The following is a 25,188-nucleotide window of genomic DNA, read 5'->3' on the forward strand; positions in this document are numbered from 1 at the left end:
TTATTTGTCAAAGTTCTTATCCGGCGAGACTGCATTGTTTGAGTGATTTCTGTATAATATCGCGCTTTTTGCAGCAGACTTAAGACGTTAAACGAATTACCCTGGATTAACTAAGGATCCTGAATGACCATACAGCTTGAAAATAATACTTTGGCCGCCTTAACTGAGCGCTCGACTTCTCTTTATGAAGACAGACTTTTAGTCTCAAATATTGGAGAAATTGAAATAACATATGCTCAGGCCAGAGCAAAGATTGCTCAGATTCACAGCATTTTCGAGGAGTTAGGAATAAAACAGGGTGATAAAGTTGCTATCTGCAGTGAGAATATGCCGCACTGGGGAATTGTCTACCTTGCTGTTACTTCCATTGGAGCGATAACTGTACCTATTCTGCCTGATTTTCACAGCAATGAAGTGCATCATATTATTAAGCACTCGGAAGCAGTCGCTATCTTCGTTTCCAAAAAAATCAGTGCGAAACTCAATGAGGATGATTTCAGTTCATCCCTGCAGTATGTCTTTTCACTGGAATCGCTGCAGATATTAGAAGATAAAACACCCAGACAGTCGGAACTGGTAATTAAAGGTGCCGAAAAAATTGCCCAGATTAAGGCAAAAGCGATGCAGCTGGCGCATCGCCAGACGGAGAGTCAAACATTAACAATTAATGAAGATGATCTTGCTTCGATTATCTATACATCGGGTACAACCGGGCAGTCAAAAGGGGTTATGCTGTCGCATAAAAACCTGATTGCACAGGTTATGCAGGCACAAAGTCTGACCAAGATTCATAGCGATGATAAGTTTCTGTCGATATTACCTTTAGCACATACTTTTGAATGTTCTGTTGGGTTCTTAGTGCCTTTTGCAAACGGTGCTTCCATTTATTACATCAGTAAAGTGCCGTCACCAAAAATAATTTTAGCCGCTATGCAGAAAGTCAAACCGACATGCATGTTAAGCGTGCCGCTGGTGATTGAAAAGATTTACAAATCAAAAGTACAGGCCGGTTTTAATAAAAACAGGGCGGTTAAATTTCTTTATGAAAACCTGACTTGCGTGCGTAAAAAATTAAATAAAATTGCAGGTAAAAAACTGCAGCAAAGTTTCGGTGGTGAGATGCGTCTGTTTGGTATCGGCGGTGCGAAATTATCTCCCTTTGTAGAAGCATTTTTAAAGGAAGCTGATTTCCCTTACGCGATTGGTTACGGTCTGACCGAAACAGCTCCGATTATTGCCGGTGCAGTTCCAGGAGCTACTAAAGTCGGCACCACGGGAATTATTGCTCCGGGTATTGAATGCCGCTTTGAAAAACAGTCTGAAGACAGCCGTGACGGCGAGCTGCACGTACGCGGTCCTAATATTATGATGGGTTATTATAAAGATCCTGAACGTACGGCTGAGGTCTTAAATGAAGACGGCTGGTTAAATACAGGTGACCTGGGTTATATCGATGACAACGGCGTGCTGACCATTAACGGGCGCAGTAAAAATGTGATTATCGGTGCAAGCGGAGAGAATATTTATCCGGAAGCTGTGGAGTCGGTTATCAATCAGAACCCGCTGGTTTTAGATTCTCTGGTTTATGAACTCGACCATAAAGTGGTTGCTAAAATACATATTGATTATGATCAGTTTGACGAATCTCATAATATCAGCCAGACCAGTGATTCCGCTCTGCACGATGATATTTTACTGCTGTTAGAAGAGATTCGAACTGAAGTCAACACGCAGTTGTCCAGCTATTCAAAGATTACAAAAGTTGTAGAGCAGCGCGAGCCGTTTATTAAAACGCCGACCAAAAAGATTAAACGTTATTTACACACTTAAGACAATACTGGAAGAGGGAGCCGCGGCTCCCTTTTTCTATTGTTAGGAAAAGGAAGCCGCATTTTGAAGGGGATACTCGAGTGAGTATTCAGCTGTTCTCGGGCAGCTGATACTGAGAAAGTATTCCTTCCAGCTGCACAGATGATTTACTCAGATCCGATGCTAAAGTCACCGACCGCTGTGCTGTCTGTCTAATGGTTTCTGACTGCTCTCTAATATCATTAAGCTGCGAGCTGATTTCTCGGGCGGATACACTCTGCTCTTCTGCTGATGCTGCAATTTGTGAGCTCATATCGAACACATCACTGGTTGAAGCCGCCATTGACTCAACATCGTCGCCAACGGAAACAATCGAGTCGCGTCCTTTATCTGCCTGTTCAACAATTTCATCGGTTACTTTTGAAAGCGTTGCCGAGCCGGACTGCAGACCTTCAATCATAGACTGGATTTCAACCGTTGCCTGCTGGGTACGGCCTGCTAAGGTTCTAACTTCATCGGCCACAACAGCAAAACCGCGGCCCTGCTCACCTGCACGCGCCGCTTCAATGGCTGCATTTAATGCCAGTAAGTTAGTCTGTTCAGAAATGGCGTTAATAGTGGTGACTACCACCCCGATTTCCGAAGCATTATTTGACAACTGTGAAACTGATTCGGAGGCTGAGTCAATTTTATTGACCAGGGTTGAAATTCTGATCACAGCCTGAGAGATCTGCTCTTTACTGGAAGCCGCCTGACCGGAATTGTCTTTGGTCTGCAGAGAAGTATTAGCCGCGTTGCGGGAAACATCCTCTATGGCCGCTGTCATCTGCTCCATAGCAACTGATACTGTATCTAAGAACTGATGCTGCAGACTGATCAGCTCTTCACTCTGCTGTGCCTGCTGATTAAATTCATCAGCAGCTTCCGCAAGGCTGGCTGCATTATTTCCAATTGCCGTGACCATCTCGCTCATATTATCGGCACTGCGGTCAATTTCAGTGGCGATCATACTGAAATCATCAACACCAAAGAAATTAAGGCGCTGTGATAAGTCACCGTCGGCTAAACGTTTGATGGCGATATACATATCCCATAAACCGCCTCCCAGCGATGTTGATGTCCAGTAGCTTAATTGAAACAACGGCAGTAATCCCAGAAGGGCAACCCATAACATCAAACCTGCATCATCTAACGCCTGCTGCTCCCAGCCGCTGACATTAGTGCTCAGTTGAAGATAACGGCGGCCTACGGGGGCGCTTACGGTTACTGAATCTCCCTGACGGGAACTGTTCAGCTGCGAGGTCAGCTGCAGATTATGTTGTCTGGCAAATTCGCTCAGTGCATCAGTCTCCAGGCTCTGTTTAGATGCGACCTGCGCGAAGCTGTCTACCATTGCCTGAGCTCTGGCCTGTGAGCTTACGGCGGTTTGTTGTTTCACCTGATTTAAGTTGAACAGTGCAATAGTGGTGGTGATCACAGCCACAAGAGAGCAAAGTAGAAAAAACTTTCCATTTAGACTCAGCTTTATCATCAGCGCGTCAATTTTTCTAAATTCAATCTGTTTCATATTGGTTACCAACGTAATTCTATTAAGAAAAAATATAAGTATAACGTGTTACAGAAACTCTGTTTGCCTGCAGTTCCTATATTGGAGCTGCAGCGCAAAATTAGTCAAACTACTCTGTCCTTGCCTTTGTAGTTATTTTGCTCATTTCAGTCATTTTCTGCCATTTGCGGGTAATGCTGATCAGCTGACCGGTAAATAATGTCATCGAATAACCCAGCAGGGCGCCGATTATTAATGCCGGTATAATAATTACAACATCTCCGCCTACTGCAAATGTTATGCAGCAGCCGATAAATGCGCCAGGAATAAAAGAGAATTTTTGATGACTGGCCTGTAAACACATGGCTGAAGTTGCTATTCCTGTGAAAATATAACCCATAAACGGCGTGTCGAAATAGCTGCTTCCGTTGATAATTAACCATGCCCATAAAACACCGGACAGTGTTGTACACCAGGTAACAACAACTCCTTTAAAATTGGAGTTCGGCTGCGCAAAATAGGTACTGCAGCCTAAAAAACCTATCCAGGTGACAAGATGAAACAGATCTGCGATGCCGCACCATACTGCTGCTAGAATTCCTGCTGATAACGCGATTTGCCAACGATTTTCCATGATTACCCTTATTGCCATTAACTAATTATTTATTAAACAATACCGCATGCGGTGATGTTTTTATCTGCATTGATCTGCCGTGATCAGTGCTTATTCGCAGGCAGTCTATTTACTCAACAGCGTAGAAAATGCGATCTGGCTCTATAGAATGATCAATACTCGGGTTTCTCCTGTAATCGTTTACAAAATATGTTGTTAATAGTAAAAGGGCAGTGAGTTCTGAACTCTGAAGGGTAGCGCTGTATCGGGACTTAAATGCAGTCTTAAGCTGGTAGCATTATCAAGTGAAATAACTAAGGTAGAATCCTGCAGGGCAAAGTGTCTTTTGTATTGCCCTGACGACTGCATTTATTAAGCTAAGGGTATATATAAAATTATTATTTACGGTCACGTCCGCTTAACTTACGTAGACACGCAAATTTTTCAGCACCAACTTTTACTACACATTCAGAATAAACGATATCGTTATTAATCTGCTGTGTGTTTGATAAAGCTGAAGCGGGTGCAGTAAATAGTGATGCGCCTAAAACCGCGGCCGCAAATAAACTAATTAACCTGATCATAATCACCTCTCCTTTTCAAGCTGAAGAAATACGTAAGAAATGTATTTCTTATACAATAAAAGAACGGGGCAGATCACAATAAATTTCATATTTATTTAAAATAATATGTTGTTATTTTTTAACAAACATATGGTTTGCAGGTGTAACACCGCGATGATAGGTACAAAATGTATCCGTTGCTTCGGGTGTTCGGCTGTGAATTTTGATATTTGTAATAACTTCTAAAGCACCGGCGTCGTAACAGGCTTGCTGGGCATTTTTAACAATATCAAGCAGCTGGTTTAATTCCCCTGTCATTGTTGTTTCCATCGCGCCTACCTGATAGGGCACGTCAGCTTGCCTTACAACTTCAATGGCTTTATCGACTACTTCAAAATTATTACCCTCTTTGAGTCTTGGGATAACTTGAAACGCTAAGAAAACTTCATTTTCGGCTGGTGATAATGTGGTCAATTTATTCATCCTAAGGTTATTTTTAATTAGAAATATTAATTTTAGTCAATGCTGCAAAGCAGCCCGGCAATTATAACGGGTATATATTAATGTACTAAGCTCAGTTTTTCAGACGAAAAGCTGGTGCAGAAATTATGCTCTAAGCTTGAATATGCTGCGCAGGTAAATTTAAGATACCGGTTTTTTACAGTAAAACCGGTATTAAATTGAGGAATTACTGCTGAGTACTTACCACGCTGCCCTGTGCATTGTCACCAATGCCTAGTGTGAAGGTTAATGTTACATAATGATAGCGGGTTGTTGCCTGACCGTCATGAATTGCAATATTGAAATCATAGGTACCGCCTATTTTTATTCTCTTATCGTCTTCAGGAAAACCAGTATCGAGTTTGCGTTTAAAGATGACGGTATATTTACCATCTTTCCATAAGGATGCAGCTTCCTGATTAGTACCTGCAGAGCCTTCTCCTTTACGGTTTAAACGTCCCAGCAGATACTGACCTTCTTTAACCCCTGTTTACTGCTTGAATACGGCGTTCTGCGGCACTCTGATTATATTAACGTAAAGCTTAAAAAGTTTATGTTTTAGAAGGTTTTTTATTCGTTATAAATTCACTAGCCTGAGTTATAGATGCATATCTGTGATGCAGTTTAAAAACTGTTGTGTAAATGATTAACACCAAGTGCTTTTTTTTGTTATAAAGGCGTTATTAAACTCTGCCGCCGTTAAATATTCCGGCGAGCGGGACTTATTCTTTTATTCTAATTCTTTTAATGCGTGGTATGTGATGTCTAATAAATTTTATGAGCAAATTAATCAGCAGCTTGAACAGGTAAAAAATGAAGGCCTGTATAAATCAGAGCGTATTATTACTTCAGCACAAAAGGCAAGTGTTTCTATTACCGGCGGTGAAGAGGTTTTAAATTTCTGTGCGAATAACTATTTAGGTTTAGCTAATAATGCTTCGCTGATTAATGCGGCAAAAAAAGGATTAGACGAGCAGGGATTCGGTATGGCTTCTGTGCGTTTTATATGCGGAACACAGGATAAACATAAAGAGTTAGAAGCAAAGCTTTCAACATTTTTGGGCATGGAAGATACTATTCTTTATACCTCTTGTTTTGATGCAAATACCGGTCTGTTTGAAACTATTCTCGATGCACAGGATGCCATTATTTCTGATGCGCTTAACCATGCATCAATTATTGACGGTGTGCGTTTATGTAAAGCGAAACGTTACCGTTACGCTAATAACGATATGACTGAATTAGAGCAGAAGCTGATTGATGCCGATCAGGCCGGCGTTCGTCATAAACTGATTGTGACCGACGGTGTTTTCTCTATGGACGGCGTGGTGGCAAATCTGCCTGCAATTTGTGATCTGGCTGATAAGTACAATGCATTAGTGATGGTTGATGACTCTCATGCGGTTGGGTTTATGGGCGATAACGGCCGCGGCACTCATGAGTACCATGATGTGATTGACCGTATTGATATTATTACCGGTACTCTTGGCAAAGCCATGGGCGGCGCATCCGGCGGCTACACGGCGGGCAAAAAAGAGGTGATTGACTGGTTACGCCAGCGTTCTCGTCCTTACCTTTTTTCTAACTCGTTAGCACCAGCCATTGTAGCCGCATCAATTGAAGTGATTGATCTGCTGGCTGACAGCGCTAATCTGCGTGATAAGCTATGGGAAAATGCCGCGCATTTCCGCACCAGCATGACTGAAGCCGGTTTTACCATGGCAGGATGTGACCATGCGATTATTCCTATTATGCTCGGTGATGCTAAAGTTGCCGCTGAATTCGCAGAAAGAGCACTGCACAAGGGTATTTACGTAATTGCTTTCTCCTTCCCTGTTGTACCAAAGGGACAGGCGCGTATCCGCACACAGATGTCAGCAGCCCACTCTCGAGAGCAGCTGGATCGTGCTATTGCTGTGTTTATTGAAGTAGGTAAAGAGATGGGATTAATTTAAGGGCCATAACCATGAAAATAAAAGCACTTGCAAAATTACAGCCGCAAGTCGGCATCTGGATGACCGAAGTTGATAAACCTGAGCCCGGTCATAATGATCTGCTTATTAAGATCCATAAAACAGCTATCTGCGGCACCGATGTACATATCTATAACTGGGATGACTGGTCACAGAAAACCATTCCAGTGCCTATGGTGGTCGGCCATGAATATGTTGGTGAAGTGGTCGGCATGGGCCAGGAAGTCAGAGGTTTCAGCGTTGGTGACCGGGTTTCCGGAGAAGGGCATATAACCTGCGGTCACTGTCGAAACTGCCGCGGCGGGCGAACGCACCTGTGCCGTAATACAATTGGTGTCGGTGTTAACCGCACCGGTGCTTTTGCGGAGTATTTAGTCATTCCGGCTTTTAATGCTTTTAAGATCCCCGATGGTATTTCTGATGATTTAGCCGCTATTTTTGATCCGCTGGGTAATGCGGTTCACTCTGCACTGTCATTTGATATTGTCGGTGAAGATGTATTAATTACTGGAGCCGGCCCCATTGGCATTATGGCGGCAGCTGTTGCTAAACACGTTGGTGCGCGGCATGTGGTGATCACGGATGTTAATGAATACCGCTTGTCTTTAGCTCGAAAAATGGGCGTAACGCGTGCAGTGAATGTCGCGGAGCAGAAACTCGAAGATGTTATGGCAGAATTAGGTATGACGGAAGGTTTTGATGTCGGGCTGGAGATGTCTGGAGCGCCGGTTGCTTTTAACAGCATGCTGGCTAATATGACCCATGGCGGTAAGATTTCACTGCTGGGCATTCCTCCTGCAGATATGACCGTTGACTGGAATATGGTTATCTTTAAAGGTTTGATTATTAAAGGCATATACGGCCGAGAAATGTTTGAAACCTGGTATAAAATGGCCAGTCTGATTCAGTCTGGTTTAGATTTAAGCGAGATGATAACCCATACTTACCCTGTTGAGCAGTTCCAGGAAGGTTTCGATATGATGCGTTCCGGACAGTCCGGTAAAGTCATTTTAGACTGGACAGTCTAACGGACGAGACAGTTAACTCCCTGATTAATTATTAACAAACAGCAGTAAGTTTAAAATGTTTACTGCTGTTTTTATTCCTGTTCAGCCTTAAGCACTGCTTTTAACCTTTACTTATCTAAACCTCCCGCTTTTGATTGTTTTTTCTACAATTTTTGATCTTTATCATAATTCCCTTATTTATCCGATGGTTAATGTTTAGTCGTACTATAGTTAAAAAGATCCATGGCGCTTCTGTCAGCTATGGCCACTTCAGCGGTGTGACTGACTGGTAATATTTAAATTTCTCTCCCACTGCATCCGGTTTTTAAACAAGGTGAATTGGAGATAAGTTTATGGACACAAAGGACGGTTGGAAACTATCGAGGCGTCAGCTGCTGCTGGGTACAGGCAGTTTAGCGCTGGCTTCACTGTTTGCCCCTAAGCTGATTATGGCTGCGATGGCTAAGGCAGGTGTGGTGTATGCACCAGGCAGCGGCAAATGGGTGGGAACTACTTGTAACGGCTGTACCTCTTTCTGCGCTAAGCAGGTATATATTCAGGACGGCCGTGCGCTGCATATTCGCGGTAACGAATATTCTAAAGTGCATGGTACGGCAAGCTGTCCGCGTCAGTATCTGGCACTGCAGGAGCTTTATGATCCGGATCGCGTACGCACACCTATGCTGCGCGGCAATCCGGAAAAAGGCCGCGGGATTGATCCGCAGTTTAAATCGATCAGCTGGGAAGAAGCGATCAAACTGATGGCAGACCAGTTTATGGCCCTGCGTGAACAAAATGAAACCCATCGTTATGTAGCACTTCGCGGCCGTTACTCCTATCTTAGTGATCTGCTCATTAAAAACTTTACTCAGGTGATGGGCTCGCCTAATGCCATTACCCACAGTGCCCTGTGTGCAGAAGCTGACAAATTAGGCAGTTTCTTTACCGAGGGTAACTGGGGATACCGTCAGTACGATATTAAGGATACCCGTTATATCCTCTCCTTTGGTGTAGACCCTCTCAGTTCCAACCGTCAGGTTTCCTACTATTGTAAGGAGTGGGGTAATACCCTGGATCGTGCTCAGGTTGCGATTGTTGATCCGCGCTTCTCAGCGTCTGCCGCTAAGGCCGATGAGTGGCTGCCTGTCGTTCCGGGGCAGGATGCTGCGCTGGGTCTGGCACTGGCGCATCAGGTTATGGTAAACGGCGGCTGGCACCGCCCCTTTGTCGGTGACTTTGTTGACGGAAAAAATCGTTTTATTGCCGGTAGTGAGGTCGAGCCTGATAGTTTCAAAGAACAGCATACCCTGGGACTGGTTGAATGGTGGAATTTAGAGCTTAAGGATCGTACTCCGGAATGGGCTGCCGAATTATGCGGTATTAAAGCAGAGCAGATACGGCGTATTGCAGTCAAACTAGCCGATGCTGCTCCAAAAGTACAGATCTGGCGTTCCCGTGGTGCTCAGATGCAGCATAGAGGCGGCTATACCGCGATCGCCCTGCATGCACTTAATGGTTTACTGGGCAGTATTGATCAGGAAGGCGGGGTGCTTAAGTGGGCTTCGGTTCCTCTAGGAAAGATGCCGTCTTCTAAGAAATATGTTGATGAGGTCGGTTCGCACGGCCTGAAAATGGAGAAAATAGACCGCCGCGGACGTCTGGAATATCCTGCTCTTAAAAAAGGTAAAAGCGGGGGAGGTGTGGTTACAGCCGCGGTTGCTGAGAGTATTCTTAGTGAAGACCCTTATCTGCCGGAGTTTGTACTTGGCTATTTTAATAACTTTACTTTTTCGGCACCAGGCGGGCAGCAGTGGGAAAAAGCCCTTAAGAAAGTCTCATTTGTCACCCATCTCACCACTAATATCAGTGAATTCAGTTATTACGCGGATCTGATTCTTCCGGCGCCGCATTTTATGTTTGAACGCTGGGGAATTCAGAAAACCGCAGGTAACCGCTACACCCAGGTGTCCATTAGTCAGCCTGCGGTAAAACGCCTGGGTATGTCAGTTGAAGATGAGTGCGGCCTGCCGTGGTTATTAGCTGAGGAATTAGCGAAGCGGGGTTTTGAAAATCCGCTTAACTACCTTAAAACTGAATTTAAGGATCCGGAAACGGGCAGAGAGCCGACCAGTGCAGATGAAGTCGCCCTGTATGCAACTAAAATACTCACGCAGACGTTCTGGGATCCGGCTAAATATAAGGAAGGGGATCACCTCAGCGGCTGGCAGGAGTTTATGGAGAAAGGCATCTGGAATTCCAAACCGTATGCATTCCGTAAACGCTGGAGCCATATGAAAACGAAGAGCAAAAAGTTTGAGTTTTACAGTGAAACGCTCAAATACGCGCTGCAGAAGCACGCTAAAAAACACCATACTGATGTCGATGGAGTAATGCAGGCTACCGGTTATTTAGCACGCGGCGAGCTGGCTTTTATCCCCCATTACGAGACTCCGTACCGCTTTGGTGATGAAAGTAAATTCCCGATGTTATTTGTTGATTATAAGTCACGCTTAAACCGCGAGGGCCGTTCGGCAAACACTGCCTGGTACCAGTACAATCTGGATATTGATCCCGGATCACACAAACTTGCTGATGCGGCTAAACTCAATCCCTTAGATGCGCAGAAGCTGGGAATTAGTGACGGAGATACCATCCGTATCACCTCGCTGCAGGGAAGTATCACTTGTCAGGCGGCTCTGTTCGAAGGCGTTCGGCCCGGTACCGTTGCTAAAGCTTTTGGTCAGGGGCATTGGGCCTATGGCAGGACAGCATCGCAGCAGTTTGGTAAAACCCCCTTCGGCGGCAATAATAACGAATTACTACCACCGGTATATGAGCAATTGTCTGGATCCTCTGCCTTTTACGGTCAGATTGGTGTCCGGGTAGAGAAAGTCTAGGAGGCTGACAATGCGTTATGGAATGGTAATCGATCAACAAAAATGTGTGGGTTGTGCCGGTTGTGTTTTCGCCTGTAAAGCTGAAAATCATACGCCGCCCGAGATTAACTGGTGTGACAAGATAATTACAAGCAGCGGTCAATTTCCAGATGTTCGTTTTGAATATCTGTCAACTATGTGTAATCACTGCGACGATGCTCCTTGTGTTAAAGGCTGCCCGACACAGGCGATGCATAAAGGAGAGGGAGGATTGACTCTTCACGAACAGGAAAAGTGTATCGGCTGTAAAGCCTGTATGGAGAATTGTCCCTACGGAGTGATAAGCTTTAACTGGCAGCGCCCGCATCAGGAATGGCAGGAAAATAAAGGGCTGGCCGCTGGTACTTTTACGCCGTCGGTTATGCTTGCAGAGGCAGGCGGAGAAGGCAGTCCGCTTAGTAATCCCGAACGCGGCGGCAGCTACCCGTTAATGCGGTCGCGCGGCACGGTTGAAAAATGTAACTTCTGCGACCATCGACTTAAAGTCGGGCTGAATCCAGTTTGCGTGGACGCCTGTCCTTCGAACGCCCGGGTAGTAGGTGATCTTGATGATCCCAATAGTGAAGTTTCGATGCTGATCCGCAAGTATGACGGCAAGCCGCTTAAACCAGAGCTGGGTACCGGAAGCAAGGTGTTTTATATCCGCCGTTATACTCCGGAAAACCGCTGATAGGAGAGAAACATGAAAACTGCAAACTTCAATAAAATGTTGTTGGCGCTGTCTGCTGCCGGATTATTGTTCGGGGGGTATTTTGCTTTAATGGAATGGTTTGTCGGTCCAATGTTTGTGACCAATGACGCTCTGTTCTGGACATTACCCCTGGTAGCCTACATATTCCTGGCCTTGACCAGCACAGGTATATCTATCCTAATGACAGCAGGTGAGCTGTTGAACAACAAGGCTGTTATAGCACACAAGCCGGTCTTATTGACTGCAGCCCTGTCTCTGCTGATAGGTGCTTTTGCCGCCTTGACTGCTGAAATGGGTTCTCCGCTGCATGTTGTCTGGCTGCTGTTCAGCCCTAACCTGAGTTCACCTATCTGGTGGATGGGAACACTGTATGCCGTGGAACTGCTGCTGCTTGGTATTAAATATTACGCCTTGCTGCGCGGCCGGCCGCTGGGTTCTGAGTTGTGGTTAACCTCAGCTGCATTGTGCGTGGCCGTGGCCGCCGCTTTAGTATTAGGCAGTGTATTCGGAACGGCAGTCGGCCGTACTGGTTATCAAGGTGCGGATGCGTCGGTGCTTACCCTGCTTTGTGCTCTGGCAAGCGGTATGAGCTTAGCGCCGCTGCTGTTTAAAGAACAGGCGCGGGAAGTGCTGCAGCTGCCCGGCAGAAGCATGCTTGCCGGCCTGGCGTTGTTTTTGTTTACCCTGTATTTGTATTCTTCCCGCAGTACGGTTGTGGCGGAAATAGTCTGGGTGCAGTTGTGGATGCCGCTGCTGCTGCTGGGCGCATTACTTGCTTATAAAGTAAAACCGGCACTGAGTGCGCTGATCGCTTTGCCGACTGTGCTGCTGGTGGAGTTGTTCTTTGTTATTCAGGGACAGATGCAGGTATTAGGTCCGAAACAAACCTGGTTAGGTGCGGTGCAGAGCTATATGCCCAATACAGCTGAAATAGCGATTCTTATATTCGGCTGCTCCGTTGCTTATCTTTGCTTCTTCTTATTTAACCGGCTGGCACTACGTCCGGGCGGCTCTGCAGACTAAATGCCGTGAACAGCAGTGAGTAAAACCGGTGCGGCCTGGCTGCGCCGGTTTTTGTTTATGCGTCAATTGAAATTTTCTACACTTGCTTATAATGATATTGGTTATCATGCTGTTAATCAGTACAATGCAGGCTCATTAAAAAAGAGAATCATTATGCTTATAAGTAAAAATTCAGTTGTACAGTTTCATTATGTTTTAAGTGAAGCAGATCAGGAGCTTGAAAACAGTTTCCAGAGTGAGCCGTTAGTTTATCTGCATGGTCATGACGGTCTGTTTGAAACCTTAGAAAAACAACTCGAAGGTAAAACCAGCGGTGACAAACTGCAGGTGACACTTAAACCTGAGCAGGCTTACGGTCAGCGTAGAGAAGGTGGTCTGCAGCGTATTCCAATTAAACATCTGCAGGGGGCTAAGGTCTGGAAGCCGGGTATGACAGCTGTTGTTGAATCAAATCAAGGCCGTCAGCAGGTAACAATCGTAAAAGTTGGGCGTTTTAATGCCGACTGCGATTTAAACCATCCCTTTGCCGGTAAAACATTAACCTTTGTCATTGAGATTGTATCGGTACGTGCTGCAACAGATGAAGAGATCAGCCATGGTCATGTGCATGGCGCCGGCGGCTGCGGGCATTAGATTTATTGATTAAAAAAGGTCATTAATAGTTAATGACCTTCTTGTCTGCGCTTTGTTCTCCGCTTGTTTTTAGACTTTCCTATTGTACTTTTTCTGGCTATTTAGTGGTCAACGTAAAGGTTGTAGAAATAGTATTATTGACTGCTTGGCCGTCTAGTGACGGCTGTAAAGCAAATACCTGCCCATTGGCTACTTTGTCGTGTTTAATCAGCTGCGCTTTGATAATACTGATCCGCTGCTGAGCCAGAGTGCTTAACTCCAGACTGGACAGAGGCTGCCTGGTTAACAGAGCCTGATAAAGTGACTGCTCATATTTATCGGCTGCAGCCTGCAGCTGCTTAGTTTTGTTTTCTGAGTTCTCTTTTACTGCTGCCGTTTCTGTGTGCATATCACTTTGTAGTCCGGCAAGCTCTTTTTCTCCATTATGCTTGGTTAACTGCTGTTCCAGCACCGAGATACGTTTATGCTGTTCTTCATTGTCGGCACCGGATTCTTTTAACAGCTTATCCATTTTTATCTGTTTTAATACCTCGCCGTCTTGCTTTTCATCAACTATAGCGCGGATTTCCAGGATCAATTGTGGACGTTTGTTTAATACCTCCGCAAGTGTATCCAGCTGAGCTGTCTGATCTGCAGTTAAGGCCGCACTGCCGGGAGCAAATGCCACAGAGTTCAGTTTATCAGGATCACCTCCAACCAGATCAGCTATCATAGAAAAGGGTGAAGTGACTGCTTTACTGAGCACATTCATAAATGCTTTCATCACTAAACCGCCGACCGCAAAATCCGGATCATTCATATCACCTTTGGTTGGAAGGCTGATATCAATGATTCCGTCACTGTCTTTAAACAGTGCCAGTGCTAGTTTAAGCGGCAGATCCAGTGATTCGTCGCTGTCTACCGTAGAGCCTAACTCAAACTGATCTAGAATCAGACGATTATGGCCATCGAGTAAACTGTCGGCTATTTTGTAATTTAGATTAAGGCTGAGTTTACCTTTATCAATAACATAACCGGCATAACGGCCTGAATAGGGAGTAAGCGTGGTGAGTTCTATCTTGTCAAAGTCAGCATTGATATCTGTATATAGATCGCCGCTGAGCGGGTTTATTTTCCCTTTTACCAGCATCTTTCCATATTCTTCAATGGTGCCGCTGATATTCACATCAGCACGAGCCAGGTTATCAGAAGAGAGGCCGTCCACTGACCCGTTCATATTTTGAATACTGGTGCCGAACTGCGGGCGCAGCGACAGGTCCGCAAAATAGGCGCTGCCGTCCTTAAGTTCAATTTTATCTATTTTAACCGGCAGCGGCTGCTTTTTATCTGCTTTACTGCTGCTTTTGCTTTTGCCTTTGTCCGCCTGTTTACTGTCAACTGCTAACTGTGCAAAATTAATACTGCGCTGTTCAGTGACGATTAAACGCAGATAAGGTTTTATTAATGTCACCTTGTTCACAGCAATGCTTAACGGGTTTAAATCAACTTTTACCGGAGCAATGTCAAGAGTCTGCCAACCGACTAAACGCTGCTTAAGCAGCTGGTCTTTACTATTAAACTCTCTTATATCAAAGCCTCCTTGAAAGTCGCCTTGAATCTCTCCCTGCTGATCTTTGTGTAAGTTAAGATCGCCGTTCATTGACAGTTTTCCCTGCTCTAAAGTGATTCTGGCTAGATCATTTATATAAGGCTGCAGCATGGGTAAAGCAAAATCATTGATCTTTAAGTGTGCCTGCAGCTTGAGCGGCTGCGGTTTTACCTGACCATTAACAGTGTTTTTGCCGGAATTGTTTACATAGTAGGATAGATTAAAAGGCAGATCAGCACCTAAGTCTTGGTTGAGCCCTTCAAGGTTAAAATTAATCCTGTTGACCTCTATTTGTGCTTTTGTACTAGGATATTTATCAACAAAGTTAACCTGGCTGTTAGTTAAAATAACATCTGCAATCGACCACTGAAAAGGTGATTGAGAAGGGGCCTCTTCTGCTGCTGTTTCAGTTGTGTTTTCTGAATCATAGCTGCCGGAGAAGGGCGCCAGTATATTAAGCATCCCTTGTTTGTCACGCTCAATCAGCAAACTTGCTGTATCAATTTTAACTGACTCTGCCTGTAGTCTTTTTTCTGCCAGATTAAAGTCTAATGGACCAATTTTAACTGCTTTTATATCTGCAAAACTCTGTGCTTGTTGTTTATCAGCCAGCTTAATATCGTTAATTTGTATCGTGCTTTGTTGAATCTTCAGCTCAGCGGACTCGCCTGCCATGCTTATCTCATACTGACCGTTAAAGCCGGCAAGGGCATGCTCTAGAGTATAGGGAGCTTGTTCGGAGAGATAATCCCGGAAGTTATGTACTCTAATACCATTTATATTCAGTGAGCCGCTGGAATGCAAGGGCGCAAGGCCGATAGTACCGCTCCAGTTTAATGTTTGTCCGCCGCCCAGGGCGATATTGAGCTGATAGCTGCCGTCTTCTTTAATGTAGGTGGATAAGTTTTTTAAATTAAATGCAATAGGGTTAAGTTGATGTTTAACCGTTTTAGCAGGAGTATGGTCAACAATACTAATCTCGCCGCCGCTAACATTAATATTATCAAATAACAGTTTGGGTAAAGCGCTGTCTGTTTTGTCTTGTGTTTCAGCTTCTACTGTTGGTGCGCTGTTGGCTTTCTGTTCCAGCAGTGCCTGCTGGAAATTAGTCAGTCCGTTTTTATCAATTTCTACTTTGATGCTCGGAGCGGTCAGTTCAATGTCGGCAAAGGTAAAAGCACCCTCTATAAGTGAGCGCAGTTCGAAATTCATATGATAGCGGGCAAAAGACAGCTGCTCCTGTGCCTGCTTATTCAGTATTTTTAAATTATGGATTGTCAGCGTTAATGCATAGGGATTGAACTCAATTTTTTCAATTTCAGCCCGCCAGCCGAGGTGCTGATCAACCTGTTCAACTAGTGTTTTGTGAATAATATTGGGTAAAAGTAAAAAGCCGGCAAGGCTGTATGCTGCTGTCAGTGATAAAAGCCAGAAAAGGCTGGAACGGTAGAATTGTCGGCTGCATAATTTTTGTAAATATTTCACGTTATATCCTTGTTCTTTAAGAAAAGAACTATTTTCGAATGGTGCTGTTTCAAAGAAAAATTATAGCCTAGCCATACTGTTATTTACAATCGCAGCAGGGAAGAGTATGGATTTAAAGCATAATAGCCCGGTGTATGTTGACGGCGAACAATTCACCGGTTTAAACAAGGGCGCTGAACGTTATCAGGGCAGGGGGCAGTTTTCACTGGATATTTCCGACGCACAGCCCGGAAAAACCTACAGCGATACTATTCACCTGCTTTTTGAGGCTGATTTTTAATTTTAGGCTTTCTTAAGTTGTGCAGTGATTCACTGCCGCGGCAGTTTCTGCATACAGCTTAAAAATAACCACCAGTAACAGTGCTGGTGGTTATAAACTGCAGTCTTAGTATTATATTAACTCAGGCGCAGGCTCTTTCGGCTGATAATCCTCAGCGCTTAAACCGAGCTTTTCAGGCAGTGTCGGTGCGACACAAATAGAAGAGATAGTACCGACTACGATGCCGAAAAACAGGGCAATGGAAAAGCCTTCAAGCGGCCTTCCCGCTAACAGCCATATTGCCCCTACAGTGGTTAAGGTTGTTCCCGAGGTAATCAAGGTTCGGCTCATGGTTGACTGAATCGCCTGATTAATGCTTTGCGATACAGCTTGTTTAGGCTTACTGCGCAGTATTTCGCGGATTCGATCAGCCACGACAATGGAGTCATTGAGTGAATAACCAATAACCGCCAGAACTGCCGCTAATACGGTAAGATTAAACTCCAGACCGCTCCAGGCAAAGATACCTAGTATGATGACCACATCATGAAATAATGCCAGCACTGCGCCAAAAGCAAAACGCCATTCAAATCTAAATGCTAGATAGATAAAAATAGCTATAACCGCAGCCAGCATAGCCAGGCCGCCTTGTTCAAGCAGTTCATCACCAACCTGCGGCCCTATTATACTGGAGTTCAGCAGTGTAGTTTCCGTAGCGGTATTAGCTCCAAGCTGAGCTATCCAGGATAGATCCTGATTTTTTAATAGAGACTGGCGTATATTCCAGGTATGTCCCTCGTCAATCAGGTTAACAGCGGCTTCCGGGCCGAGAAGCAGACTGACCTGATTATTCATCTCCTGTAGATTAACTACTTCTGTTGTACTGATCTCGGTGACAATACCGCCGGTAAATTCGAGTCCCTGATTTAGTCCAAAAGTAAATAAACCGGAAAGAGATAAAAGCACACCGGCTAAACCTAATACACAGCCGTAAAAACGTAATCTGGTTAATTTAGTATTCATTATTTTGCCCCCTGTAAAGCACGATTGTGTGACGTTTTTTTCTTTCTTAATAAGGTTAAATTAACTAATGCTCTGGAAGTAAATACACCGGTGAAGATACTGGTCAAAATACCTAGACCAAGGGTAATAGCAAAACCTTTTACCGGTCCGTAACCGATGGAAAATAAAACTACTGCACAGATCATCGTGGTGATATTGGCATCCATAATGGTGGTTAGTGCCCCGCGATATCCAGCCTCAACCGCCATGGCTAAACTGCGTCCCCGTTTAGACTCCTCTTTAATACGTTCAAAAATAAGTACATTAGTATCTACCGCCATACCAATAGTTAATACCAGTCCGGCAATGCCGGGAAGAGTCAGTACAGCTCCCGGCAGTAAAGACATCAGGCCGATCAGCATTACCAGGTTAGTGAGCAGAGAAAGGTTGGCAATCCATCCTAAGCGCCGATACCACAGGGCCATAAAGGTAACGATAACACCAAGTCCAAGAAGCAGGGCTGCAAAGCCGTTTTCAATATTATCCTGTCCTAATGAAGGGCCTATGGTGCGCTCTTCAATAATGGAAACCGGTGCAGACAAGGAACCGGCGCGAAGCAGCAGTGCTAATTCCTGAGCCGCTTTGGAGTTCTCCATACCGCTGATCTGAAAGCGGCTGCCCAGGTGAGCGCGAATGGTGGCGACATTAATCACTTTACTCTCTTTGATTAAGCTGCCGTCTTCATCTTGTCGATATTCGGTATACAGAGTTGCCATCGGTTTACCGATATTGTCACGGGTAAAGCTGGACATTAACTTGCCGCCGCTGGCATCCAGGGTCAGACTGACCTGTGCGCCGCCGAACTCATCGCGGCCGCTGCGTGCGTCGCTGATATGCTGACCGGTTAATATCGGCTGACGTGCTATGGATATGGTCTCTCCCCGCTGAGTTTTTATGAGTCGCCCGCCTCCTGCCAGCACAGGGTAAAACTCAAGTGAAGCAGTAGCACCGATTACGCGTTTTGCCTCGGCAGGATCCTGCACGCCGGGCAGTTCAATACGAATTCGATCATGGCCCTGACGCTGTGTTACCGCTTCGGTAATACCTAAAGCTTCAATTCTGCCTCTAAGGGTGTGCAGGTTTTCCTGCAGGGTAAGCTGACGAATTAAATGCTGCTCTGCCTCTGGAATGGTGACTGAGATGCGTCCGCCGCCATGAACAGTAGTTTTTAAATTAGGATAAAGCTCCTGCAGTTCTGCTTTTAAGCGGCTTTTGAGCCGGCTGCTGATACCAGGGGAGTTGATTTCGATTGACTCGAGTCCGCTGATCACCACAGTGCTGTTTCTGATTTTTAATTCGCGTAATGAAATTCGGATCTCCTCCTGCATCTGCGTGAGTTTGTCACGTAGTGCCTGATCTGTATCAACATTAAGCAGAAACTGTACGCCGCCGCGCAGATCTAAGCCGAGTTTTATCGGCTCCAAACCCAGGCTTTTAAGCCAGGCTGGTGATGCAGAGTGCATCGACATAGCCACTGTTGTTTTATGTCCGAGTGCCCGCTGCAGTACCTTCTGTGCTTTAGCCTGCTGGTTATTGTCTTTTAATAAGACGGTTAACTCGTTGTTGTTAACATCAATTTTTGTTAGCGGAATATCCTGCTCCTGCAGGATTCGGTAAACCTGGGTCGCCGGAAGCATTGAATCAGATCTGCTGCGGATATTGAGCGCGGCATTCTGACCGAAAATATTCGGCAATGCGCTGATAAACAGCATGGCGATGGTAAATATAAGGATCAGGTACTGCCATTTAGAATAGCGGTTAATAACTTTTGGTTTTACTTTCATAAGAGATCTATCCAGCATAGTCGACAGAAAAAGCCGACAAAAAATGTCTCCAGCGTTAGTTAACGCCGGCGGTAATTTTTATTACTTTGGTGAGGATGCAGTAATTAGCTGTGGTAGGTAATGGAGCCGCTGTAAAGGCTGTTACTCTCTTTCCAGCCGGCAATACGTGCAGGGCAGCTGCTGGAAGTTGATAAAAACCAGGGACGAAAATCATTGGCCGCAAATGAAGGAGTAGATTTTTGTGTAGGGGGAAGCGGGGGATTAAACTCAATTTCAAGCTGGTAAAGCGGCTGGCGTTGATAATCACTGAGCAGGTAAGCATCTCTGTTCAGTCCTGGATCAACATGCACCCCGCCTTTTAATTTCTGCTGTTGTTTTGGCGCTGGAAATTTTTGACTTAACAGTTTTATCTGTGTATTCGCAGCCTGTTTGCCTGTAGTTATATTTTGTTTAACCGGACTGTGTTTGAGTTGAGAGTTATCCTGAGAAATTACATTTTTCGGGATTGAACCTTGCTGCTCAGCGTCTGATTTTACTACTGAGAAGTCAGCTGCTAACTGTGCCGGGTTTGATTGGAGTGCTTCTTCAAACGGAGTGCATGAGCCGGCATAAGCACAAAAGCTCATTAAAAACAGCAAAGAAATTAAAAGACTTCTTACACTCCGCACTAAAATTGTCCACTTGAATTGATTTGAAAAGAGAATATGGTGATCATTATCACATTTGTCAATGCCTGAACGGAAATAGTGATAAATAAATTTATCTGCAGCGGACGCAAGTTGGTTGATTTAACTGCTTATCCGCTGGTTTTTTGTTGTTAATGGAACTTAATAGTCATTTTCAGCTCTAAGTTTAACCTTAACTTATTCGTAAAGTCCTGCAAAAAGGTTCTTCTGTGCAGTTAAAGCGCATAAGTCATTAATATAAATAAAAGAGTTAGCAATGATTGCAAAGATTAAAGATTTTTTAAATTCAATTATAGAAACAGATGTATCAGCTTCAGAAGAGGATCACAGAATCGCGATTGTTTCTTTACTGTGTGAGGTTTGTAATGCCAATCATTCGATTGCACATAAAGAGGAAGCTGCTGTGATCAGAACCTTGAGCAAACTCCTGCATATTGAAACGGTTAAGGCACAGGAGCTCCTGGAAATCGGTAAAGAAGAGATTAAATCATCAAATTCATTATTTGACTTTACCTCGCAGTTAAGTGATTTAGATAATGAAACCCGTATCAGATTAATAAGTTCAATGTGGGAAGTTGCGTATGCAGACAATCATTTAGATCCGATTGAAGAATCGATTATTCGTAAGGTCGCCGCTTTAATTTATGTAGGACATAATGAGTTTATCCGCACTAAACTGGCGGTTATGCCTTCATAAAAGAAATACAGGTAAATATAAAAAAAGGTGTCCCTCTTAATAATGGACACCTTTTTTACGGCTGCTGTGAAAGTAACGGGGGGGTTATTTCATCTCTTGTTCAAGCAGCCAGATTCTAAAGGCTTTACGCTCTTCTTTGCTTGCCGAGTTATACAGCTGCATCAACTGTTCGGATTTTGCCAGGTTTAAATTGTTATTCGGCTTGTCCGCAGCTGCAGTCGCTGCTGTTGTCACCGCTACCGGAGCATTCGCTAGCGTAATACCCTGTTCTTTATTATAAGCAGTGATCAGTTTTTCGATATCACTATAAGGCAGGTATCCTTGTCCTGTCAGTATATCACTGCCGACTATTTTTGTAGTTTCTTGTTCATTGCTGACAATCCAGGTAAGACCTTTACGCATTTCACTTTCAGCTTGGCTCTGAGTATTGAAATTTTTGACTGCGATTTCAGTCTCTCCGATAACATCAATATCAAAAATATACGGCTTACTGTGGATCAGCTCTTTATTTCTAAAACTGTTTACATATTTGACCACCACCTGATGGCTGCCTTCAGTTAACTGCGCATCTGCGCTGGAGAAAAATCCACCTTTTATCTTCTGACCGTCAACGGCTAATATTTCTACCGCTTTTCCTGCGATCAGATTGTTAGCCTGAGTAAACGGAGCAATGATTAATGTTAATATTAAAACTAAACCTTTCATTTAAACTTTTCCTTTTAAGTATCACGTATTGTTTTGTTCGACACGTTACTATGTTGTTGATTAAAAATATAGGAGCTTCTGGTCTTTTTTAATTTGTCTGGTAATTAATGTGTTGACTTCAAAATCAGCAGGCCTAAATAATGTCTACTGCTTAATTAATCTGGAGCACTGCATCCCTGCAGGAAAAACTTCACCGCCTGTTGGGCCGATTTATGAATTTCCTGTTCGCTCGGGCAGGGCAGTCCGACCAGTGCTTCCTGAAAAAAATCACCTTTTAATAACCCTAATAAGCGGGTGGCTGCTAATGGAGCCTTGTTTATGTTCAGTTTTCCCTGCTCAGCCTGCTGCAGTAGAAACTCAGTTAAAATACGATGAAAATGCTGCGGACCCCGTGACAAGAAAAATTCTGCAAGTTCCGGATCACGGCGTGATTCTGTAATGACTATGCGGTGCATGTTCAGCAGCTGCGGAGAACACAGGGTTTTAATATATAAATAACCAAATTCATTGAGCTGTTTGATCAGGGCAGTATCTGAATCATTTTCAAACTGAAAAACACTTTTCATCTCCTCGGTACCCTGAGTAATGACCTCATTGAGAATACCTTTTTTATCACCAAAATAACGGTAAAGGGTTTGTTTTGAGCCGCCGCACTGTTCGATGATCTGATCCAGAGTGGTTTCCGGGTATCCCTGCTTGAAAAACAGCTGTGTTGCCGCCGAAATGATTTTTTGACGCTTTATAAGGGTGGATGGACGCATAACTACCTCTTTTTTATCCATATTAAATCAGTTAGTTTGATTACATGCAATTCTCAGCCGCGGGGCCGCTGCTTATATCGCTTTTTTATTCCGCCGTCTGCCTGTAAATATAACTTGATCAATTCTGTATAATAACTTATTGTACTGTTCGGTACAGTACATAATCAACAGAAAAGAGTATAGGATATGAACAACAAAATCAAAGTGCTGCTGACAGCTTTAGTCTTAAGTGTTTCTGCTACCGGCATTTATTACACATTTGCTCTGAAAGCAGGTCAGGTGAAAACTGATAATGCCTATGTTCATGGTGAAATCACCCAGATAAGTGCAGAAGCCTCTGGTCGAATTACGAAAATATTTATCAGTGATAATCAGCTGGTAAAGGCCGGTGAACTGCTGGCAGTTATTGATGAGCGTGACTATATAGCGCGACGGGATCAGGCTCAGGCCGCCTTGGCAGCAGCGCAGGCGGCGTTAGATAACAACCTGACGCGAATTGAGCTGCAGCAGCTGAAAATAAAACAAGCAAGTGCTCAGCTTAATACGCTGCAGGCTGAAGATAAACTGCAGAAAAGTGAATTGATACGCTATTCCCGACTGGTAACAAGTGGTGCGGTAAGTAAAACCAAGTACGATCTGCAGCAGACCACCACAACAAAAGCCGCCTCGAATCTGCAGGCCGGTAAGTTTACCCTGGCTGCGTCAAAGCAGACTGTGCAGACTTTATACAGCGAACGGGCACAGATTATAGCGCAGCTTCAGCAGGCTGAAGCTGCGCTGGCCCTGAGTGAACTGGCACTTCAGGACACTAAAATCCGCGCGCCGATTACTGGAGTTGTTGGTAACCGTTCCCTGCAGGTCGGCAAGTTTATTAAAGCTGGAACGGGAATTCTGGCGATAGTGCCGGTTAATGATCTGTGGCTAAACGCAAACTATAAAGAAACACAGCTGACTAATGTCCAGCCGGGGCAGGTGGTTGATGTGCAGCTGGATATGTTTCCGGGTAAACATATTAAGGGGTTAGTCAGCAGTATTTCACCGTCTACGGGGGCACAGTTCAGTCTGCTGCCGCCGGACAACTCTACGGGCAACTTTGTAAAAGTGGTACAGCGGGTCACAGTTAAAATTGAACTGGATATTCCCGAGCAGCTGCAGGGGCGTATTGTGCCGGGACTTTCTGCACAGGTTGTGATTCACGCAGAAAATACGGGAGTTTAATGATGAAAGCGCCTATTGAACTTATTGTGCTGGTATCCGTACTGATGATTCCCTTCGGCATCACTTCAGCTGTTTATAATTCCAGCTCGGCTGAGATAGCCGCCGCGCTGCGTTTATCAGCAGACGATACTGCCTGGTTCAATATACTTTATATTGGCGCACAGTTAATAATGCTGCCCTTTGCCTCCTGGCTGACTTACCGCTTTGGTGCGGTGCGTTTACTTATCGGCGGTGCTGTTATTGGTTTAGTCAGTGCAGTAATAAGTGCTTTTTGTAATATACCCGAGGCACATTACTTTACCTGGACTGGGCACGGCATCGCCGCCAGTGCAATGATAGTGGCCGGCCAGGTACTGGTGCTGCGAAATTTGTCTATTCGTAATATTGCTTATGCTGAAAGCATTATGCTGCTGATGACCACTTTGTTACCTTTTGGTATTTATCCGTGGATTTTAGCTGAATTAGCTGAAAATCAGCTTTGGCAGCTCTCTTTTGCTGTACAGATACTTGTTTATATCATCTTTTTTGCCTGGATCTGGTTACGTCCTTTTCCCTATAAAGATGAAAAGCGGGCTGTCACATTTAACCTTCTTCAGGCTGTGTTGATGACGGCCGCCATTGCCGGCGTTGTTTTTATACTGATGCGCGGTCAGTTTTATAACTGGTTTGACAGCCCGCTAATAAGTAATGCCGCTGTGATAACAGCCGCGCTGATCCTGCTTTGCGTCTTTGCGCTTAAAAAACGCTGGGGCAGGGGGGAATATATTCGCTCCGATGTACTGGCTTCTGCTAAGAATATCGTCTCTATGTATAACGGCGCGTTAGCTGGATTTGCAGTGTTAGGTACTTCTATGCTGATTTCAAGTTACCTTGCCGGCGTTCTGCAGTACAGTCATAGTCAACTGGGCTGGATTCAAGTTCCTGCATTAAGCAGTATGCTGCTGGGCCTGCTGGTGAGTATATGGATTTGTAACCATCCGACCTTAAAACCTGATGTAGTGATTCCTGTCGGAGTACTGATGATCCTGCTCTCCAGTGCTTTTCTTGCCGGCAGTAATGCCTACAGCGGCGTTAGCGACATGTGGTTAGCGCTGCTGCTGCGCGGTTTTGGTGTCGGCGTGCTTAATGTAACAGTAACAATTTATATTCTTGGCGGATTTGAAAAAAAATATATAGCGCAAGGTGTAAGTTATTTCTACTTGTTTCGTACATTTGGCGGTCTGGCAGGGGGCGCTTTGTTTTCCCGTTTAATGAGTCAGGAAGCTTCCACTGCCGTTAATGTTCTGGGTGAGAATTTTAATGAAATGAATCAGGCTTTTATTCTTTATCAAGGGGCCATGGTGCGCACTCTGGAAAATGCGATGCTGGAAGCAACACCTGCCCGCGTTGCTCTGCTGCTGAGCGGGCAGCTGAAAACTCAGACAGCGGCAGTAGCGGGGGTTAATAATTTCCAGTGGTTTGTTATTTGTATTTTTATACTTGCTCCGATACTGCTTATTGGTAAGAAACTGGCGGCAAAGTAAAACAATTCAGCATAAAAAATATACTTTAGTGCACAGTAGACAACTCCTTATTGAGTGTGTGGAGATGTGAGAGCCGGCACAATCTGACGTTAATATATTGCTCAGTGAATAAGGGATAGGTAAAC

General features: G+C 44.6%; 21 protein-coding genes and 1 pseudogene. 11 read left to right on the forward strand and 11 right to left on the reverse strand.

Translation table 11 applies throughout. The features are described from left to right. Positions 1–123: 123 nt before the first annotated feature. Complete coding sequence (locus G337_RS0120410) at positions 124–1,830, forward strand: AMP-binding protein (protein WP_028865479.1); 1,707 nt, start codon at positions 124–126, stop codon at positions 1,828–1,830. Positions 1,831–1,918: 88 nt separating this feature from the next. On the opposite strand, the gene G337_RS0120415 is transcribed toward G337_RS0120410, so the two are convergent. The 5 genes and pseudogenes from G337_RS0120415 to G337_RS28430 all read right to left on the reverse strand — a co-directional run. After that, entirely contained in the window at positions 1,919–3,376 is a 1,458-nt protein-coding gene (locus G337_RS0120415) for a methyl-accepting chemotaxis protein (protein ID WP_028865480.1), read from the reverse strand. A 109-nt stretch (positions 3,377–3,485) separates the two neighbouring features. Beyond that, a complete protein-coding gene (locus G337_RS0120420; RefSeq protein ID WP_028865481.1) occupies positions 3,486–3,989 on the reverse strand; it encodes a DUF1097 domain-containing protein in 504 nt (167 codons plus the stop codon). Between the two features lie 377 nt (positions 3,990–4,366). Further along, positions 4,367–4,552, reverse strand: a complete 186-nt coding sequence (locus G337_RS0120425; protein ID WP_028865482.1) for a hypothetical protein — start codon at positions 4,550–4,552, stop codon at positions 4,367–4,369. Positions 4,553–4,663: 111 nt separating this feature from the next. After that, complete coding sequence (locus tag G337_RS0120430; RefSeq protein WP_157619420.1) at positions 4,664–5,005, reverse strand: thiamine-binding protein; 342 nt, start codon at positions 5,003–5,005, stop codon at positions 4,664–4,666. 214 nt (positions 5,006–5,219) lie between these two features. Then, positions 5,220–5,504 (reverse strand): annotated as a pseudogene (locus tag G337_RS28430) (ethylbenzene dehydrogenase-related protein); the annotation flags it as partial. Between the two features lie 289 nt (positions 5,505–5,793). Here G337_RS28430 and G337_RS0120435 point away from each other — a divergent pair. The 6 genes from G337_RS0120435 to G337_RS0120460 all read left to right on the forward strand — a co-directional run bounded on the left by G337_RS0120435 (position 5,794) and on the right by G337_RS0120460 (position 13,295). Next, positions 5,794–6,987 carry a glycine C-acetyltransferase gene (locus tag G337_RS0120435; RefSeq protein WP_028865484.1) on the forward strand — a complete coding sequence of 398 codons (1,194 nt, stop codon included), beginning with the start codon at positions 5,794–5,796 and terminating at the stop codon, positions 6,985–6,987. A 17-nt stretch (positions 6,988–7,004) separates the two neighbouring features. Continuing rightward, positions 7,005–8,033 (forward strand): L-threonine 3-dehydrogenase, encoded by a 1,029-nt coding sequence (gene tdh / locus G337_RS0120440; protein WP_425414447.1) that lies wholly within the window; start codon positions 7,005–7,007, stop codon positions 8,031–8,033. Between the two features lie 332 nt (positions 8,034–8,365). Beyond that, complete coding sequence (locus tag G337_RS0120445; protein WP_028865486.1) at positions 8,366–10,909, forward strand: molybdopterin-dependent oxidoreductase; 2,544 nt, start codon at positions 8,366–8,368, stop codon at positions 10,907–10,909. A gap of 10 nt (positions 10,910–10,919) precedes the next feature. Continuing rightward, entirely contained in the window at positions 10,920–11,618 is a 699-nt protein-coding gene (locus G337_RS0120450; RefSeq protein WP_028865487.1) for a 4Fe-4S dicluster domain-containing protein, read from the forward strand. Between the two features lie 12 nt (positions 11,619–11,630). Continuing rightward, entirely contained in the window at positions 11,631–12,662 is a 1,032-nt protein-coding gene (locus G337_RS26980; RefSeq protein WP_051303462.1) for a hypothetical protein, read from the forward strand. Between the two features lie 153 nt (positions 12,663–12,815). Then, positions 12,816–13,295, forward strand: coding sequence for an FKBP-type peptidyl-prolyl cis-trans isomerase (locus G337_RS0120460; RefSeq protein ID WP_028865488.1), 480 nt, complete (start codon positions 12,816–12,818; stop codon positions 13,293–13,295). 97 nt (positions 13,296–13,392) lie between these two features. On the opposite strand, the gene G337_RS0120465 is transcribed toward G337_RS0120460, so the two are convergent. After that, positions 13,393–16,368: a DUF748 domain-containing protein gene (locus G337_RS0120465; RefSeq protein ID WP_028865489.1), complete on the reverse strand. Its 2,976-nt coding sequence runs from the start codon at positions 16,366–16,368 to the stop codon at positions 13,393–13,395. A 106-nt stretch (positions 16,369–16,474) separates the two neighbouring features. On the opposite strand from G337_RS0120465, the gene G337_RS28775 reads away from it, so the two are divergent. Further along, positions 16,475–16,648: a hypothetical protein gene (locus tag G337_RS28775; protein ID WP_157619422.1), complete on the forward strand. Its 174-nt coding sequence runs from the start codon at positions 16,475–16,477 to the stop codon at positions 16,646–16,648. Between the two features lie 111 nt (positions 16,649–16,759). On the opposite strand, the gene secF is transcribed toward G337_RS28775, so the two are convergent. The 3 genes from secF to G337_RS0120485 all read right to left on the reverse strand — a co-directional run bounded on the left by secF (position 16,760) and on the right by G337_RS0120485 (position 20,099). After that, positions 16,760–17,650 (reverse strand): protein translocase subunit SecF, encoded by an 891-nt coding sequence (gene secF, locus G337_RS0120475; RefSeq protein WP_084605535.1) that lies wholly within the window; start codon positions 17,648–17,650, stop codon positions 16,760–16,762. Next, on the reverse strand, positions 17,650–19,473 hold the full coding sequence (secD, locus tag G337_RS0120480) for a protein translocase subunit SecD (RefSeq protein ID WP_028865491.1): 1,824 nt from the start codon (positions 19,471–19,473) through the stop codon (positions 17,650–17,652). The genes secF and secD overlap by 1 nt, the downstream gene beginning before the upstream one ends. A gap of 104 nt (positions 19,474–19,577) precedes the next feature. After that, positions 19,578–20,099: a hypothetical protein gene (locus G337_RS0120485; RefSeq protein WP_028865492.1), complete on the reverse strand. Its 522-nt coding sequence runs from the start codon at positions 20,097–20,099 to the stop codon at positions 19,578–19,580. 316 nt (positions 20,100–20,415) lie between these two features. Between G337_RS0120485 and G337_RS0120490 the strand changes: the two genes are divergently transcribed. Further along, a complete protein-coding gene (locus tag G337_RS0120490) occupies positions 20,416–20,856 on the forward strand; it encodes a tellurite resistance TerB family protein (RefSeq protein ID WP_028865493.1) in 441 nt (146 codons plus the stop codon). Positions 20,857–20,940: 84 nt separating this feature from the next. Here the strand turns inward: G337_RS0120490 and G337_RS0120495 are convergent, their stop codons facing one another. Together G337_RS0120495 and G337_RS0120500 are read right to left on the reverse strand one after the other, a co-directional pair. Beyond that, positions 20,941–21,561, reverse strand: a complete 621-nt coding sequence (locus tag G337_RS0120495; protein WP_028865494.1) for a DUF2057 family protein — start codon at positions 21,559–21,561, stop codon at positions 20,941–20,943. A gap of 155 nt (positions 21,562–21,716) precedes the next feature. Continuing rightward, positions 21,717–22,322, reverse strand: coding sequence for a TetR/AcrR family transcriptional regulator (locus G337_RS0120500; RefSeq protein WP_028865495.1), 606 nt, complete (start codon positions 22,320–22,322; stop codon positions 21,717–21,719). A 186-nt stretch (positions 22,323–22,508) separates the two neighbouring features. Between G337_RS0120500 and G337_RS0120505 the strand changes: the two genes are divergently transcribed. Together G337_RS0120505 and G337_RS0120510 are read left to right on the forward strand one after the other, a co-directional pair. Next, a complete protein-coding gene (locus G337_RS0120505; RefSeq protein WP_028865496.1) occupies positions 22,509–23,540 on the forward strand; it encodes an HlyD family secretion protein in 1,032 nt (343 codons plus the stop codon). Then, positions 23,540–25,063 carry an MFS transporter gene (locus G337_RS0120510; RefSeq protein ID WP_028865497.1) on the forward strand — a complete coding sequence of 508 codons (1,524 nt, stop codon included), beginning with the start codon at positions 23,540–23,542 and terminating at the stop codon, positions 25,061–25,063. Before G337_RS0120505 ends, G337_RS0120510 begins: the two co-directional genes overlap by 1 nt. Positions 25,064–25,188 lie beyond the last annotated feature (125 nt).

This window comes from Psychromonas aquimarina ATCC BAA-1526, assembly GCF_000428725.1.
GTDB classification, from domain to species: Bacteria; Pseudomonadota; Gammaproteobacteria; order Enterobacterales; family Psychromonadaceae; genus Psychromonas; species Psychromonas aquimarina.